Here is a 15,696-nt window from a genome sequence, read left to right as displayed (position 1 = left end):
GGCACCGATAAACACTAGCACTCGTGTCGGAAAACGCCGGGTTGCATGCCCGTATTTACGGGACATTCGTGCCAGATGCAGACCTTTTGCCTCTACATATCCAGAAACGAAAACGCCCAAGGCCGTTCTATCGACCTTGAGCGTGGCATCGGGTTCAGCGTCAGCGGTTGACGCGGATCAGTCGGGCAACTCTTCGTAAGCGCGAAATCTGCTCACGGTGGCGCAGTCGTAGCACTGCATCTGCAGGGTCAATTTATCCATGCTGGCGTCGATGTTGCTGGAGTCGCACTCGCGGCAGAACAGCTGTGGATGGTCGAATTGCGGCGCGGCGATCGGCGACCCCGTGAGAAACCGAGGCACAAACTCGTCTCGCCAGAACAGCCCCGGCGACTTGGAAAAACCGCCACCACTGTCCTTGAGCACGACGTCGTAAAGCAGACGGGTCATGGCCGGCTGCGGCACGCGCGAATCGCGGTAGCTGTCCTTGCGCCAGTTCTCCGCCAAGGCGAGTTGCGCAGTGCTCTGCATGTTGCGCGGAATCGTGTTGGAGGCGTGGGTGCGGCCCTTGGAGTTGCCGGTAGCATAGAAGTGCGCGGCACTTTTCACCGCCACTCTGGCGAAGTAGTAGATCTGGCTGACCGAGAAATTCTGCAGCAAAGTGCCGATCACCGAGTCGGCGCGGGCTTCGGCGGTGAACGCCATACCGACCTGATTGGCCAACAGGTGAACGTATTGAATCGACTCCTCCCGCGCGAGCCTGAAGATCAATGCGTACAACTCACGCTTCCACCCTGGCAGCACAGGCCCGGACAACTCTTCGTACAGCGCCAGATAGAGCGTATCGCGCGTGCAGCGCACGCCGTCGTCCAGCGCGACGTTGGCCTGCCAGTACACCGCCGGATAAGCGCTGATGCTGAAATCGTCGGCCCGATTGAACGCGCGAATATCCGATGCCGTATCGACCTGCAAGGCACCCGCCTCGTGCAGGCCTTTCACCAGCTCTTCACTGAAAGTGTCAGTGGACGTGAGCTTTTCTCCTCTGAGTTCAGCATCAAGCGCGGCAATGCGTTCGCCTGCGCCTTGGCCGCCGTCATCCAGTAAAGCCAGCAGAGCAAGTTTTTGCTGGAATCCAAGACTGGTAAAGGGCACCGGTGGGCGTGGTGTGCCGTAACGCATGGCTAAATCACTGCGGTCACGTTCGGTTTGATCGGCGATTTGCTGTTTGCGCAGCCGGACACAGGCATCACAACAACACACGTTACGTCGCGAGCCAAAACCGACGGTGAAATATTTATGCTCGCATTTCACACATTTGTAAGCGCTGCGCAGGGAAACCGGCGCCCCTCGGGCGGGCCGGCGCATCCACATCGGCAAATCGCAATACGGGCATCTCAGGTCGGCGCTGACAATCGGCGGCAGTACTTTCAGCACACTGCGTACCGTGTCCGCGAGCTTGTATTCGGCGATCAAGTCTGCGGTTTTCTCGCCGTTGAGATAGCGCTGGTAAAGCGCTTCAACCTGTTCCTCGGACAGATGCCGGATTTCTTGCGCCCATTCGAAATACTGCTTCATCAAAAGAGATCCTTTTTTTCATGTCGTCCATCGCACTCCCTTGCGCTCGAGCAGCAAAATCTGACGGTAAAAAGCCTTCAAAACAAGCGAAAACACCTCTAACTCACGCCATCTATCGGCTTTTCAAAAACCCTACGAGGCCGTCGGATATTTCGTACCCGCTTAGACGAAACATCCTTAAGAGCACGCCCTGGCCCAACGATGTTCAGCAGAATTTTCCTCAGGCTGGCAAAATCGGCTTTTTTGCGCACCGTCAGACGCGCCCGCCCAACCAGGAACTGCCCATGCAAATGACCACCGCCCTACTCATCGTCAACCCGTGCGATGACGAAGAAGACAACATGGCCATGCTCTGCTGTCACAGCGACAAGGGCGACATGTTCCTGATGAGCCGCTATCCGGATGAGGACGAGCTGGAGATCACCCTGGATGGCGAGCCTTCGACCCTCGACGGTGTGAAAGTCACCCTGACCTCGACGCTGCTGAAGATCGAGATTGCGGCGGCGGATGCCGATGCGTTGAACGGGGATGATGTGCTGGAGATCAGCTTCAATCCGGACATGGTTGATCTGGATGAGGTGGTGGAGACGCTGACGAATATTCTGGATGGGACGGGAACCTTCATCAACGAAGTTTGATGGTGCCTGAATAGGCCTCTTCGCGAGCAAGCTCGCTCCCACATTTGAACTGCGTGCACACCGTCAATGTGGGAGCGAGCTTGCTCGCGAAGGCGTCCGAAAGAACACTACCCCTCCCCGGTACTACAAAAATTCAACAAATCCCCCAGTCATTTCCCGCACTTTGCGCAAAATGCCGTTAGTCGCCACCCCCCGCGATGGATTAAAGTAACGCCCCCAGCCCCGGCGTTATCCGAACGCCTGTGGCCACCCCTTTCCAGGAACAGTCACCGATGGAACATCGTGAAGCGCTGCTGGCGCTGCGAACCTTTCTTTCAACGCAGATTCTCGGCCAGGAAAAACTCATCGAGCGTTTGCTCATCGCCCTGCTCGCCGACGGCCACATGCTGGTCGAGGGTGCTCCGGGTCTGGCCAAGACCAAAGCGATCAAAGAACTCGCCGAGGGCATCGAAGCCCAGTTCCATCGCATCCAGTTCACTCCTGACCTGCTGCCGGCCGACATCACCGGCACCGAGATCTATCGTCCGGAAACCGGCAGTTTCGTGTTCCAGCAAGGGCCGATCTTCCACAACCTGGTGCTGGCGGACGAAATCAACCGCGCCCCAGCCAAGGTGCAATCGGCGCTGCTCGAAGCCATGGCTGAACGTCAGGTCAGTGTCGGCCGCAGTACCTATGAGCTGTCGCCGCTGTTTCTGGTGATGGCCACGCAGAACCCGATCGAGCAGGAAGGCACCTATCCGCTGCCGGAAGCGCAACTCGACCGTTTCCTGATGCACGTAAAAATCGGTTTCCCGGACGCCGCCGTCGAACGCCGCATCCTGCAGCAGGCCCGTGGCGAAGCGTTGAACGGCGAAACCAAACCCGAGCGCCGCGTCAGCCAGCAGGCAATCTTCGCCGCGCGCAAGGAAATCCTCGGTTTGTACATGGCCGACGCCGTGGAGGAATACTTGGTGCAACTGGTCATGGCCACTCGCACCCCGGCCAAGTTCGACCCGGAAATGGCCGAGTGGATCGCCTATGGCGCCAGCCCGCGCGGTTCCATCGCTCTCGACCGCTGTGCCCGCGCCCACGCGTGGTTGGCCGGTCGCGACTTCGTCAGCCCCGAAGACATCCAAGCGGTGCTGTTCGACGTGTTGCGTCACCGCATCATTTTGTCGTTTGAAGCCGAAGCCGCCGGCATCGATCAGGATCGGGTGGTGCAGCGGATTCTCGACGTCGTAGCCGTCGCTTGACCCCCATGAACGCCCCCCAGCCTTCCGAACCCGGTATTCGCGTCAGCCTCGCCGAGCTGATCGAGATGCGCCACCGGGTGCGTGAAGTGCAGCTGTTTTCCACGCCGAGTCAGCGCAGCCCGCTGATCGGCCTGCATCACTCGAAATTCCGTGGTCGCGGTGTCGACTTCGATCAGGTGCGGGTCTATCAGGCCGGCGACGACGTGCGCACCATCGACTGGCGCGTGACGGCGCGCACGCAAGAGCCGCACACCAAGCTGTTCCATGAAGAACGCGAACGGCCGATTTTCATCATGGTCGAGCAAAGCACGCGGCTGTTTTTCGGCTCCGGACTGATGTTCAAATCGGTGCTCGCGGCGCAAGTCGCGGCGTTGATCGGTTGGGCCGCGCTCGGCCATAACGACCGCGTCGGCGGATTGGTGTTCGGCGACAACGAACACTACGAAATCAAACCGCGACGCAGCAAACAGAGCCTGCTGCAATTGCTCAACCGTCTGGTCAAGGTCAATCAATCGCTGCACAGCGAGCGTGAGCCGGATCGCGATGCGTTTGGCGTGGCCCTGCGCCGCGCCCGTGAAGTGCTGCGCCCGGGCAGCCTGGCCATCGTGATCTGCGACGAACGCGCGTTGTCCGACAGCGCCGAGCAACAGTTGAGTCTGCTGTCGCGCCATTGCGATCTGTTGATGCTGCCGATTTCCGATCCACTCGATCACGCCCTCCCCGCTGCCGGCCTGCTCAGGTTCGCTGAACGCGGCGCACAGCTCGAACTCGACACGTTGAATTTCGACCTGCGTCAGACCTATCGCGCTCAGGCCGAAGCGCGCATCGCTCGCTGGGAACTGCTCGCGCAAAAGCTGCGGGTATTGCTGATGCCGCTGAGTACGCAAAGTGAAATGGTCGAGCAGATGCGCGAATTCCTCAATCCGCAGCGTCCGGGCAAAAGTCGATGAACGGCCTCGAACAACTGCAACCGCTGATCTCGCCGCCACCGATTGCCTTCTGGCCGCCGGCGCCGGGCTGGTGGCTGCTGCTTCTGTTGCTGCCACTGCTCGGATTCGCCGTGTGGCGTCTGCGCCGTTTCATCCCGATGAAAAAACGCCCGATCGTGCGTGCCGAACAGCCACTCGATCCTGTGCGCATTGCCGCCCTCGCCGAACTCGCCCAGATGCCCAAACCCTACGACGGCGCCCCGGCCGGTGCGTGGTTGCAACAACTCAACGGCCTGCTCAAACGCCTGTGCCGCAACCACTATCCCTACAGCCAGAGCCACACCCTCAACGGACGAAAATGGCTGGCATTCCTCGATAACCGCTGCCCGGCGGCGGGCCTGACGCGCTGGATGGTGCTGGTCGAAGGCGCTTACAAACCGGAATGCAAACTCGACGACAAAGCCATCGCCGGCCTGACCCAGGCCGTCGACACGTGGATTCGCAAACATGTTTGAGTTCGCCTGGCCGTGGATCTTTGTGCTGGTGCCGCTGCCGTGGCTGATGCGCCTCGTGCTGCCGGTGGCCGACAGTGGCGAGCCAGCCCTGAAAGTCAGCTTCCTCGCCGATCTGGAAGGCCTCGCCCGCCGTCGTGCCCGCGCCAACCTTCCCGCGTGGCGTCAACAGGCGCCGTTCATGCTGCTGTGGCTGTTGCTGCTGACCGCCGCCGCCCGTCCGCAATGGCTTGGCGAGCCGTTGCCGATTGCCGCCAGTGGTCGCGATCTGCTGGTCGCAGTGGATGTGTCCGGCTCGATGGACTTCCCCGATATGCAATGGCAGGACGAAGAAGTCAGTCGCCTGGCCCTGGTTCAGCACCTGCTCGGCGACTTCCTTGAAAGCCGCGAGGGTGATCGTGTCGGCCTGATCCTGTTTGGCAGTCAGGCCTATCTGCAAGCGCCGCTGACCTTTGATCGCCATACCGTGCGCGTCTGGCTCGACGAAGCGCGCATCGGCATTGCCGGCAAGAACACCGCGATCGGCGACGCCATCGGTCTGGCGCTGAAACGCCTGCGCCTGCGTCCGGCGCAAAGTCGTGTGCTGATTCTGGTCACTGACGGCGCCAATAATGGCGGCGAAATCGATCCGCTGACGGCGGCAAAACTGGCCGCCAGTGAAGGCGTGAAGATCTATCCGATCGGCATCGGCGCCAATCCCGAGGACAGCGGCTCGACCGGCCTGCTTGGCGTCAATCCGAGCCTGGACCTCGATGAGCCGGCACTCAAAGCCATCGCCGCAGTCACTGGCGGCCAATATTTCCGTGCCCACGACGGCAAAGAACTGCAAGCGATCAAGGACACCCTCGATCAACTCGAACCGGTGACTCAACAACCCACCCAAGCGCGTCCGGCACAGGCCTTGTATCACTGGCCTTTGGCGTTGGCGCTATGGTTGAGTCTGTTACTGGTCAGCCGTGAATTGTGGCCGGACAACCCGTTGCAACGCCTGTTTACCAAGGAGCTGTACCTGCAAAGTCCGCTGCCTGACTGGCGCGAGCGCCTCAAGCGCCTGCGTCTGCGGAGGCGTCGATGATCGCGCTCTGGCCGCACTGGTTCCGTCCGTGGTGGTTGCTGTTGCTGCCGCTGCTCGGCTGGTTGATCTGGCAACTCTGGCACCGGCAGAAACGCGCCGGGCGCTGGCAGATGATTTTGCCGCCGGCGTTTCATGCCACCCTGCTCAGCGGCGGTAACGGTCGCGACAGCAAACTACCGTGGATTGCCCTCGGCGTGGCGTGGTTGCTGACGGTTCTGGCGCTGCTCGGGCCGAGTTGGGAGCGCGTCGAACAGACCAGCCAGAAACCCGCCGACCCGTTGGTGGTGGTGCTGGAACTGACCCCGGAAATGCTCGCCACCGACTCGCCGCCGACACGACTGGAACAGGCGCGGCGCAAGGTGTTCGACCTGTTGCAGGCACGCAGCGATGCGCAGACCGCCATCGTCGTCTACGCCGGCAGCGCACACACGCTGGTGCCGCTGTCGGATGATCTGGCGACCAGTCGCAATCTGCTCGATGCGCTGAAACCGTCGCTGATGCCGGAAAGCGGCCACCGTGCCGATCTGGCCGTCGGCAAAGCACTGGCGCTGCTGAAACAGGGTGCGCTCGGTCAGGGGCGGATTCTGTTGATCGGCTCGTCGCTCGATGAAGAAGAACGCCAAGGCATTCGTCGCGCCCTGAGCGGGCAATCGACGCAGTTGCTGATGCTTGGCGTCGGCACCGCCGAAGGTGCGCCGATCGCTCAGGAGGACGGCAGTTTCCTCAAGGACGAGCAAGGCGCGATTCGCGTGCCGCAACTCGACAGTCCGGGCCTGAGCGCTTTCCTCAACAGCGTCGGTGGCGAATACCACCCTGCTCGCCTCGACGAAGCGGATCTTGGTGCGCTCGGCCTACTCAACGGCCCGCGCAGTCTGCGCGACGACGGCCAGACCGTGCGCCTCGATACCTGGGCCGATCAGGGTTACTGGCTGCTGTTGCCGCTGTTGCTGCTCGCCGCGTGTGCCGGGCGTCGTGGCTGGTTGTTCTGCCTGCCGTTGCTGTTTTGCTTGCCGCAGCCGAGCTACGCTTTTGACTTTGAGGATTTGTGGCTGCGCCCCGACCAACAGGGTTTGCACCTGCTCAAACAGAAACGCCCGGCCGAGGCGGCGCAACATTTCGAAGATCACCAATGGCAAGGGGTGGCGTTGTACGAGGCCGGCGACTACAGTGGCGCCGCTCAGCGTTTCGCCGAAGGCAGCGATGCCCGCGCCCACTACAATCGTGGCAACGCTTTGGCAAAAAGCGGTGAGCTGGATGCGGCAATCGACGCCTATGAACAGGCGCTGGAACTGCAACCGGATTTGCGCCCGGCACAGACCAACAAGGCGCTGGTGGAAAATCTGCTCAAGCAGAAAAACACCCCGCCGCCCGCCGAGTCGGACACCAAGCCGAGCGAGCAGCAAAGTCTGCCGGGCGACGAACCCGCGCCCGCGACCACGCCGCCGCCCGCCGTGAAAAGTGAAACCCAGAGCCCGTCGCAGCCCGTCGAACCGGCCAGCGAACCGCCACCGACCACGCCGCCGCAGCCAGGCCCCAACGAAGTGCCGGGCAGCGACGAGGAAGAACAAACGGACACCGTGCCGACGCTGCGCCCGAGTGAAGACAACCTCGAAGGCGAGCAACGTCAGGCACTGGAGCAATGGCTGGGCAAGATCCCGGATGATCCGGGCGAACTGCTGCGACGCAAATTCTGGTACGAACAGCAACAACATCAGGATCAGGAAAACACTCGATGACCCGCTTCACCGCTCTCTTGCTGCCCCTGCTGATCTGCACGGCCACCGCCCACGCGGCCGAGCTGACCGCCAGTGTGGATCGCAGTCGCCTGAATTCCGGCGAGACGGTCGAACTCACCCTCGAAACCAGCGACGTCACCCAGTTCGGCAAACCTGACCTGACCGCGCTGGAAGCGTTGTTCGAAGTGCGCGGCACGCGGCAGGTCAACCAGCTCAACACTCTCAATGGCGACAACCGCGCGACCACGCGCTGGATCATCACCCTGCTGCCGAAAGAGAACGGCAGCGTGGTGATCCCGCCGCTGCAACTGGGCGACGCGCAGAGCCAGCCGATCACCGTGCAAGTGGTCGAAAGCGACACCCGCGAGAACCAGAACAGCCTTGATCCAGTGTTCATCGAGGCCAGCCTCGATCAGTCCAGCGTCTACGTGCAGGCGCAGGCGATCCTGACGTTGCGCATCTACCATTCGGTGTCGCTCTACGACGACAGCAGCCTGACGCCGCTGCAAATCGCCGATGCGCGCATCGAGCAACTGGGCGACACGCGCACCTACGAAAAAGACCTCAACGGTGTGCGCCATGGCGTGATCGAAATGCGCTACGCGATCTACCCGCAGCACAGCGGTTTGCTGACCATTGCGCCGCAGACGTTCAGCGCCACACTGGTCGACACGCAGCCGTCTCAGGACGCCAATGCACAGGGGCCGAAGCCGGGCAAACTGATGCGCGTCAGCTCCGCCGAAATCCCCCTGACCGTCAAACCCAAACCCCTGACCTACCCCATCGACGCGCCATGGCTGCCCGCGCGCAGCCTGAGCCTGAGCGAAAGCTGGAACCCGGAGCCGGAACACACTCAGGTCGGCGATTCCCTGACCCGCAGCCTGACGTTGAAGGTCGAAGGTCTTGCCAGCTCGCAACTGCCAGCGCTGCCCGCCACCGACGTCAATGGTCTGCGCCGCTACCCCGATCAACCGGTGCTGAGCAACCAGAGCACTGACCGTGGCATCGTCGGCAGCCGCGAAGAACGCGAAGCGCTGGTGCCGAACCGCAGCGGCGCCATCGACTTGCCGACGGTGGACGTGGTCTGGTGGAACACCTTCGAAGACCATCTGGAACACAGCAGCCTGCCCGCGCGCACCCTGCAAGTGGCCAACAACCCAAGCCTGCAAGTCGACACCCCGGCCGGCAATCTGCAACCGAGCGTCGCCGATAACGACGTGTTGTGGTGGTGGAAACTCAGCACGCTGATTCTGGCCTGCACCACCCTCCTCGGCTTCGGCCTGTGGTGGCGCGCGCGCTGGCAACCAGCGGTGCATCGCGCCGCACAAACCGGCCCGAGCCCACGCACGTTGATGGACGACATCAAACGGGCGAGCCAGGCGAATGACCCGCAGGCGACGCGGCAGGCACTGGATGCGTGGGCGCGGCAGCAGCCGGAGACACTGGCGGACATGGCAGCGCGGTTTGTGCCGTTGTCGGATGCGCTGGATGGGTTGAATGGTGCGCTGTACAGCGAAACGGGGCAGCATTGGCAGGGTGAGGATTTGTGGCGGGCGATTCGGACCATTCCGGCGGCGGAACGGGTGCAGGATCCGGTGGGTGATAGTGGGTTACCGCCGCTTTATCCGAAGTAAAAGCAAAAGATCGCAGCCTTCGGCATCTCCTACACATAACTACTGTAGGAGCTGCCGAAGGCTGCGATCTTTTGCTTTTGCTAAAAATTAAAAAAGGCTAAAGGCAATCGGCGGCACGCAGATTGATGCGCAGGTTTAAAGTTCACCTGCCATTTCCAGAGGGCAGACGATTACATCCTTATAAATAGTCCAACCAGTCATTTGAATTACCCGAACGTCCCTTTTCAAAAAAAGCCTGATAGCGTTCTCTGTATTTATCTAGAGAAGCAGCTGCAACATCTATGGAAATATATCCACGTCCTCTCTCCTCAACAGACAGAAACACTGGATCTATTTTGATCGGCGAATCGCCGACCACAACTCCCGACAATTTTGACCTGTGAAATATAAAGCTTTTCCCACCGCCGAGCGGAAGAACCAACTCTGCAACAGCAAATATTATCTCCGGCCTTGAAATCTCATAGCGTTCACCATCCTCATAGTTTTCGGAATAGGCTTCCGGAATAAGGAATAGTTTATGACTTTCAATTACCAGCCACCCTTGCAAGTCAACACAAGCGCCAATATTCATTACTACTCCCCCATCACAATAGCGTCACGTAGCATTACCCAACGCGCTTTGTGTCGTCATTTCAAATGCATGCACAAGAACAAACTTTCAACGCGCCTTTCCGCTCTCCTCCGGGTCAACCAGCGGTGATTCGCACGCAGCGAAAACGATATCAATATAGTGGCACGATGGTAGGCAGTGGATGTCAGGGGGTCAATTTTTGAAATCGACGCGATCGCGCGCGCCCTCCCCGACAAGCCCTCCCGCCGCAATAATCTGTAAACTCTCCCCTCTTTCGCCGCCTATCATTTCCCCGCGGCCATCACCTCTTTAAATGCACCGGAGTTCACCTTGCGTCTGTTTCACACCTCCGACTGGCACCTTGGGCAAAACCTGCACGGCCAGGAGCGCGATTTCGAGCACACCTGTTTTCTCGAATGGTTGCTGCGCCAATTGCAACTGGCGCAGCCGGATGTGCTGCTGATTGCCGGGGACATCTTCGACACGGTCAATCCGCCGGTCAAAGCCCAGGAACGCCTCTACGATTTCATCGTCAGCGCTCACGAGCAGCAACCGTTGCTGACCATTGTGATGATCGCCGGCAACCACGATTCCGGCTCGCGGATCGAACTGCCCGCGCCGCTGATGCGCCGTTTGCGCACGCATGCGTTGGGCCGGGTGTTGTGGCTGGATGACGGGCAACTGGATGCCGAACGCCTGCTGCTGCCGTTGCCGGATAAAACCGGCGAAGTCGCCGCGTGGTGCCTGGCGCTGCCGTTCCTGCGCCCGGCGGAGGTGACTGGCGCGCACTTGGGCGACAACTATTTGCGTGGCATCGGTCAGGTGCATGAGTGGCTGATCGAAGCGGCCAACGCCAAGCGCAAACCCGGTCAGGCATTGATCGCCATCAGCCACGCGCACATGGCCGGCGGTTCCGTTTCAGAGGACTCCGAACGCAGCCTGATCATCGGCAACGCCGAAGCGCTGCCCGCCAGCCTGTTCGGGCCGAGCATCAGCTACGTCGCCCTCGGCCACCTGCACAAACCGCAGAAGGTCAACGGTGAAGAGCGCATTCGCTATAGCGGTTCGCCGATTCCGTTGTCGTTTTCGGAGATTGGCTATCAGCACCAGATTCTCGATGTCATCCTCGACGGCGAAACGCTGGTCAGCGTCGAGCCGAAACTGATCCCGCGCTCGGTCAACCTGCAACGCATCGGCCCGGCACCGCTGGCGGAAATCTTGCTGCAACTGGCGGATCTGCCGAACATCGATCTGCTCGCCGAAACCCAGCGGCAGCCGTGGCTGGAAGTGCGCGTAACCCTCGACGAGCCGCAGCCGGATCTGCGCCATCAAGTGGAAAGTGCTCTGCAAGGCAAAGCCGTGCGCCTGGTGCGTATCGCCGCTGAATACGCTGGCAACCGTGGCGCTAACGGCGAGGAAGATGGCACCGCGCTGATCGAACTCGACCAACTCACCCCGCAAGAACTGTTCAGCCGCGCCTGGTTCGACAACTACGGCAACGAGGTCGACGAACAGACGCTGAAGGACTTCGCCGAACTGCTGCAAGACGTACAACTGGAGGGCGAGCAGCCATGAAGATTCTCGCCATTCGTTTGAAGAACCTTGCCTCTCTGGCCGGCCCGTTCGAAATCGATTTCACCGCTGAACCATTGGCCAGCGCCGGTTTGTTCGCGATCACCGGCCCGACCGGTGCCGGTAAAAGCACCCTGCTCGACGCATTGTGTCTGGCGCTGTTCGGTGCGGTGCCGCGCCTGAACAACACCGGGCGTGACGCCAAAGTCCCCGATGCCGACGGCGAAATTGCCACCGGCGACCCGCGCACCTTGCTGCGGCGCGGCACCGGTGAAGGTTATGCCGAAGTGGATTTTGTCGGTGTCGATGGCCGCCGTTACCGGGCGCGCTGGGAAGCCAACCGCGCCCGCGAGAAGGCCGGCGGAAAGTTGCAGGCCAGCCGGCAGAGCCTGCGCGACATCGATCAGGATCAACTGCTCGCCAGCCAGAAAGGCGAATACAAAACGCAACTGGAAGCCGCACTCGGCCTGAACTTCGAACAGTTCACCCGCGCCGTGCTGCTGGCACAGAGCGAGTTCAGCGCATTCCTCAAGGCTGACGACAACGATCGCAGCGAGCTGCTGGAAAAACTCACCGACACCGCGCTGTACACCCGCCTCGGCCGCCGCGCCTTCGACAAGACCAAAGAAGCTCGCGAAGCGCACAAGCTGTTGCAGGATCAAGCGACTGGCGTCACCCCGCTGGCGCCCGAAGCCCGGGCCGATCTGGACGAGCGCTTCAACGCTGCGCAACAACAAATGAAGTTGCAGCAGGCGCAGCTCAAACAGCTTGAGCAACAGCACGGCTGGCTCAAGGATTTGCGTGTATTGCAGGACGCGCAGCAAGCTGCATCCGAGCAACTGCACAGTGCACAGCAGCAATCGGAAAGTCTGGCCGGCGAGCGGGTGAAACTGACGCGACTGGAGCAGCTCGGCCCGCAGCGGCACCAGTTCGCGCGTAAAACCGAACTCGATGCCCTGCTGACGCCGTTGGCCGCACAGATTGCTGCGCACACGCAGCAACACAGCGAGCTGACCGAGCGCCAGACGCAACTGGAGCAGAATCTCGAAGCGGCGAAAGTCGCCCTGAGTGACGCGCAGCACCGGCAAAGCGAGAACGCACCACTGTTGCGTCAGGCCTTTGAAGAGCAAAGCACCCTCGCCCGCTTGGCCAAGGATGTCGCGCAAAGTGCCGAAGCCAAGCTCAATGCGCAGCAGGCTTGCACCGAAGGCCAGAACGCCATCCAAGCCTTGCTGGAAAAACAGACCCAGGTCGGCGAGCGCCTGCAACGCATCGCCGCCGAGCTTGAGCAAAGCACTCATCTGGCGCCGCTGAGTGACGCGTGGAATGCCTACCGTGATCGCCTGCAACAGCTGATGCTGATCGGCAACCGCTTGAACAAGGGCCAAGCCGAACTGGCGAGTCTCGAAGAAAATGCCACGCGCAGCGCCGCAGCACTGACCACGCAAAAGCAGCAACTGGAAGTACTGTTCAAAGAGGCCGGCGCCGAACCGGATGCGGTCGCCGAGCAGATCGGCCTCCTCGGCACGCTGCTGCAGGACAATCGCAAACAACTGCGCGCCTTCGAAGACCTGTCGCGCCTGTGGGCCACGCAACAGGATCTCGACAAGCGCAGCGCCGAGTTGCAGCAGCGTCAACTCAACGCCCAGCAGGAGCGCGAGCGCCTGACCCAGGACGGCGTAAAAACCAAATCCGACCTGACCGTTGCCGAGCAAACCCTCAACGTCACCCGCGAACTGCTTGAGCGCCAGCGGCTGGCGCGCAGTGCCAGTGTCGAAGAGTTGCGCGCGCAGTTGCAGGACGACCAACCATGCCCGGTCTGCGGCAGCAACGAGCACCCGTATCATCAGCCTGAAGCGCTGCTGCAAAGCCTTGGCCGCCACGATGAAAGCGAGCAGGCCAATGCCCAGAAAGTCGTCGATCAGCTCAAGGAAAAACTCACTGAGCTGCGCGCCGAAGTCGTTGGCGTCATTGCTCAGCAGAAAGAACTGCTGCAACAGCAGGAACAACTGGCCAGCCAGCAACAAGCGTTGGCGCCAAGCCTCGACGTGCATCCGCTGTCCGCGCAGTTGTTCAATCAGGACGCCGACAAGCGCGATGCCTGGCTCGCCCGGCAAAACGAGCAACTGAACCAGAGCATCACTCAGGACGAACAACGCCAGAGCGCCCTGCTCACCCTGCAACAGGATGCCGCGCGTCTGACTCAGCAATTGCGTCAGGCCGAAACTGCGCATCAACAAGCGGCGCAGCACCTGAGCAATCAGCAGCGCGAGCTGAGCAGCGACCGTCAGCGCCTCGACGAAGAACTCAACGCGTTCGGCAATCTGCTGCCGGCCGATACCCTTGAAGCCTTGCGCCAGGAACCGGCGGCGACCTTCATGCAGCTAGACCGACAGATCGCCGAGCGCCTGGCGCAAGTCGATCAGCAGAAGGAAGAACAGGCCGAACAGCAACAGCGCCAACAGACGCTGGAAAAAGAACAGGATCGTCAGCAGACCCGCGCACAGCAATTGCTCAGTGCCGAACAGCAATTCACGGCGCTGACCGAGCAACAGCACACCTGCCAGCAAAAACTGGCGCAACTGCTCGGCGAGCACAGCAGCGCCGAACACTGGCAGCAGCAGCTTGAGCAAGCGGTTGAGCAGGCGCGCAATGCCGAAACCGGCACCGCGCAGGAACTGCAGAACGTGCGCACGCAACTCGTGCAGATTGCCGCCGAACTCAAGGCGCAGCAGGAACGTTTGCAGGCGCTGCAAAGCGAAGACCAGGATCTGGCCAGCAAGATTGCCGACTGGCGCGCTCGCCATCCTGAACTGGATGACGGCGGCCTCGAAGACCTGTTGCGGATCGACGACGCGCAAGTCGCCGAACTGCGCCAGCGCTTGCAGCACAACGAGAAAGCCATCGAACAGGCCAAGGTGTTGTTGCAGGAACGTGACCAGCGTCTGATTGATCATCAGGCGCAACACAACGGCAACCTTGATGCCGAACAACTGGCCAGCGCCCTCACCGACCTGCAGAACCAGTTCACGGTCAGCGAGCAGCAATGCGCCGAACTGCGTGCCGAACAGGCCGAAGATCAGCGCCGACAGAACGCCAATCAGGCGCTGGCGCAACAGATCGCCTCGGCCTACGCCGAGTATCAACGCTGGGCGCGCCTGAGTGCCTTGATCGGCTCGGCCACCGGCGACACCTTCCGCAAGATCGCCCAGGCCTACAACCTCGATTTGCTGGTGCATCACGCCAACGTGCAACTGCGCCAACTGGTCAAACGCTATCGCTTGAAACGCGGCGGCAGCATGCTCGGCCTGCTGGTGATGGACACGGAAATGGGTGACGAACTGCGCTCGGTGCATTCGTTGTCTGGCGGTGAAACCTTCCTGGTGTCGCTGGCATTGGCGCTCGGCCTGGCGTCGATGGCGTCGAGTACGCTGAAAATCGAATCGCTGTTTATCGACGAAGGCTTCGGCAGCCTCGATCCGGAGTCGCTGCAACTGGCGATGGATGCGCTCGATGGCTTGCAGGCGCAGGGCCGTAAGGTCGCGGTGATTTCCCATGTGCAGGAAATGCACGAGCGGATTCCCGTGCAGATTCAGGTGCAGCGTCAGGGCAACGGTTTGAGCACAGTGGAGGTGAAATGAACACGCTGTATTCCTTCCGCCGCTGCCCCTACGCGATGCGGGCGCGGATGGCGTTGCGTTATTCGGGCGTGCCGGCAGAGATCGTTGAAGTCAGCCTCAAGGCCAAACCGGCCGAGATGCTGGCGATCTCACCCAAAGGCACGGTACCGGTGCTGGATGCCGGTGGGCAGGTGATTGACGAGAGCCTGGAGATCATGCGCTGGGCGTTGGCGCAGCATGATCCGCAGGGTTGGTTGCTTGATGGCGACTCGCGGATTGCTGAATTGATCGAGGCGAATGATCACGGATTTAAGGTGCAGTTGAATCGCTACAAGTATGCCGAGCGTTATCCCGAGCAGCCGATGGAGGTTTATCGGACTGAGGGGGCGTCGTTCTTGCAGAGGCTGGATGAGTTGCTGATCGATCGCGATTACTTGCTAGCTGATCATCCGAGCCTGGCAGATATCGCCCTGCTGCCCTTCGTTCGGCAGTTTGCCCATGTGGATCGCGAGTGGTTTGCACAGACGCCCTATGTTCGCTTACAAGCCTGGTTGCAGCGTTTCCTCGAATCCGAGCTCTTCACTTCGATCATGAAGAAGTAACTC

The 15,696-nt window shown here is 60.9% G+C and carries 12 protein-coding genes; 10 read left to right on the top strand and 2 right to left on the bottom strand.

From position 1 onward, the window contains the following. Positions 1-177: 177 nt before the first annotated feature. Positions 178-1,572, bottom strand: coding sequence for a hypothetical protein (locus tag GTU76_RS22000; protein WP_180699580.1), 1,395 nt, complete (start codon positions 1,570-1,572; stop codon positions 178-180). A 284-nt stretch (positions 1,573-1,856) separates the two neighbouring features. On the opposite strand from GTU76_RS22000, the gene GTU76_RS21995 reads away from it, so the two are divergent. The 7 genes from GTU76_RS21995 to GTU76_RS21965 all read left to right on the top strand — a co-directional run bounded on the left by GTU76_RS21995 (position 1,857) and on the right by GTU76_RS21965 (position 9,328). After that, entirely contained in the window at positions 1,857-2,210 is a 354-nt protein-coding gene (locus GTU76_RS21995; RefSeq protein ID WP_007913918.1) for a hypothetical protein, read from the top strand. 272 nt (positions 2,211-2,482) lie between these two features. Then, a complete protein-coding gene (locus GTU76_RS21990; RefSeq protein WP_003218556.1) occupies positions 2,483-3,442 on the top strand; it encodes an AAA family ATPase in 960 nt (319 codons plus the stop codon). Positions 3,443-3,447: 5 nt separating this feature from the next. After that, a complete protein-coding gene (locus tag GTU76_RS21985; RefSeq protein WP_016984401.1) occupies positions 3,448-4,392 on the top strand; it encodes a DUF58 domain-containing protein in 945 nt (314 codons plus the stop codon). Continuing rightward, the gene (locus GTU76_RS21980) at positions 4,389-4,886 is read left to right on the top strand and encodes a DUF4381 domain-containing protein (RefSeq protein ID WP_095050116.1); all 498 of its coding nucleotides are present in this window, start codon (positions 4,389-4,391) and stop codon (positions 4,884-4,886) included. The genes GTU76_RS21985 and GTU76_RS21980 overlap by 4 nt, the downstream gene beginning before the upstream one ends. After that, complete coding sequence (locus tag GTU76_RS21975; protein WP_016984399.1) at positions 4,879-5,958, top strand: vWA domain-containing protein; 1,080 nt, start codon at positions 4,879-4,881, stop codon at positions 5,956-5,958. Before GTU76_RS21980 ends, GTU76_RS21975 begins: the two co-directional genes overlap by 8 nt. Further along, entirely contained in the window at positions 5,955-7,694 is a 1,740-nt protein-coding gene (locus GTU76_RS21970) for a tetratricopeptide repeat protein (protein ID WP_180699579.1), read from the top strand. The genes GTU76_RS21975 and GTU76_RS21970 overlap by 4 nt, the downstream gene beginning before the upstream one ends. Then, complete coding sequence (locus tag GTU76_RS21965; RefSeq protein ID WP_175554549.1) at positions 7,691-9,328, top strand: BatD family protein; 1,638 nt, start codon at positions 7,691-7,693, stop codon at positions 9,326-9,328. The genes GTU76_RS21970 and GTU76_RS21965 overlap by 4 nt, the downstream gene beginning before the upstream one ends. Positions 9,329-9,506: 178 nt before the next feature. Here GTU76_RS21965 and GTU76_RS21960 read toward each other — a convergent pair whose 3' ends face one another. Beyond that, complete coding sequence (locus GTU76_RS21960; protein WP_016984396.1) at positions 9,507-9,899, bottom strand: hypothetical protein; 393 nt, start codon at positions 9,897-9,899, stop codon at positions 9,507-9,509. Positions 9,900-10,229: 330 nt separating this feature from the next. Here GTU76_RS21960 and GTU76_RS21955 point away from each other — a divergent pair, with 330 nt between their 5' ends. The 3 genes from GTU76_RS21955 to GTU76_RS21945 are packed head-to-tail and all read left to right on the top strand — an operon-like array spanning position 10,230 to position 15,693. Next, positions 10,230-11,474 carry an exonuclease SbcCD subunit D C-terminal domain-containing protein gene (locus GTU76_RS21955; protein ID WP_016984395.1) on the top strand — a complete coding sequence of 415 codons (1,245 nt, stop codon included), beginning with the start codon at positions 10,230-10,232 and terminating at the stop codon, positions 11,472-11,474. Then, complete coding sequence (locus tag GTU76_RS21950) at positions 11,471-15,112, top strand: AAA family ATPase (RefSeq protein WP_180699578.1); 3,642 nt, start codon at positions 11,471-11,473, stop codon at positions 15,110-15,112. The genes GTU76_RS21955 and GTU76_RS21950 overlap by 4 nt, the downstream gene beginning before the upstream one ends. Further along, complete coding sequence (locus GTU76_RS21945) at positions 15,109-15,693, top strand: glutathione S-transferase (protein WP_175554555.1); 585 nt, start codon at positions 15,109-15,111, stop codon at positions 15,691-15,693. Before GTU76_RS21950 ends, GTU76_RS21945 begins: the two co-directional genes overlap by 4 nt. Positions 15,694-15,696: the final 3 nt, after the last annotated feature.

This window comes from Pseudomonas crudilactis (assembly GCF_013433315.1).
Lineage (GTDB): Bacteria > Pseudomonadota > Gammaproteobacteria > Pseudomonadales > Pseudomonadaceae > Aquipseudomonas > Aquipseudomonas crudilactis.
Note: the sequence above shows the minus strand (reverse complement) of the source record. Positions and strands in the feature narration are given on the sequence as shown.

Bases quoted from the DNA above. Each gene is read 5' to 3' on its own strand.
- GTU76_RS22000 (WP_180699580.1), bottom strand. From the start codon at position 1,572: ATGAAGCAGTATTTCGAATGGGCGCAAGAAATCCGGCATCTGTCCGAG.
- GTU76_RS21995 (WP_007913918.1), top strand. From the start codon at position 1,857: ATGCAAATGACCACCGCCCTACTCATCGTCAACCCGTGCGATGACGAA.
- GTU76_RS21990 (WP_003218556.1), top strand. From the start codon at position 2,483: ATGGAACATCGTGAAGCGCTGCTGGCGCTGCGAACCTTTCTTTCAACG.
- GTU76_RS21985 (WP_016984401.1), top strand. From the start codon at position 3,448: ATGAACGCCCCCCAGCCTTCCGAACCCGGTATTCGCGTCAGCCTCGCC.
- GTU76_RS21980 (WP_095050116.1), top strand. From the start codon at position 4,389: ATGAACGGCCTCGAACAACTGCAACCGCTGATCTCGCCGCCACCGATT.
- GTU76_RS21975 (WP_016984399.1), top strand. From the start codon at position 4,879: ATGTTTGAGTTCGCCTGGCCGTGGATCTTTGTGCTGGTGCCGCTGCCG.
- GTU76_RS21970 (WP_180699579.1), top strand. From the start codon at position 5,955: ATGATCGCGCTCTGGCCGCACTGGTTCCGTCCGTGGTGGTTGCTGTTG.
- GTU76_RS21965 (WP_175554549.1), top strand. From the start codon at position 7,691: ATGACCCGCTTCACCGCTCTCTTGCTGCCCCTGCTGATCTGCACGGCC.
- GTU76_RS21960 (WP_016984396.1), bottom strand. From the start codon at position 9,899: ATGAATATTGGCGCTTGTGTTGACTTGCAAGGGTGGCTGGTAATTGAA.
- GTU76_RS21950 (WP_180699578.1), top strand. From the start codon at position 11,471: ATGAAGATTCTCGCCATTCGTTTGAAGAACCTTGCCTCTCTGGCCGGC.
- GTU76_RS21945 (WP_175554555.1), top strand. From the start codon at position 15,109: ATGAACACGCTGTATTCCTTCCGCCGCTGCCCCTACGCGATGCGGGCG.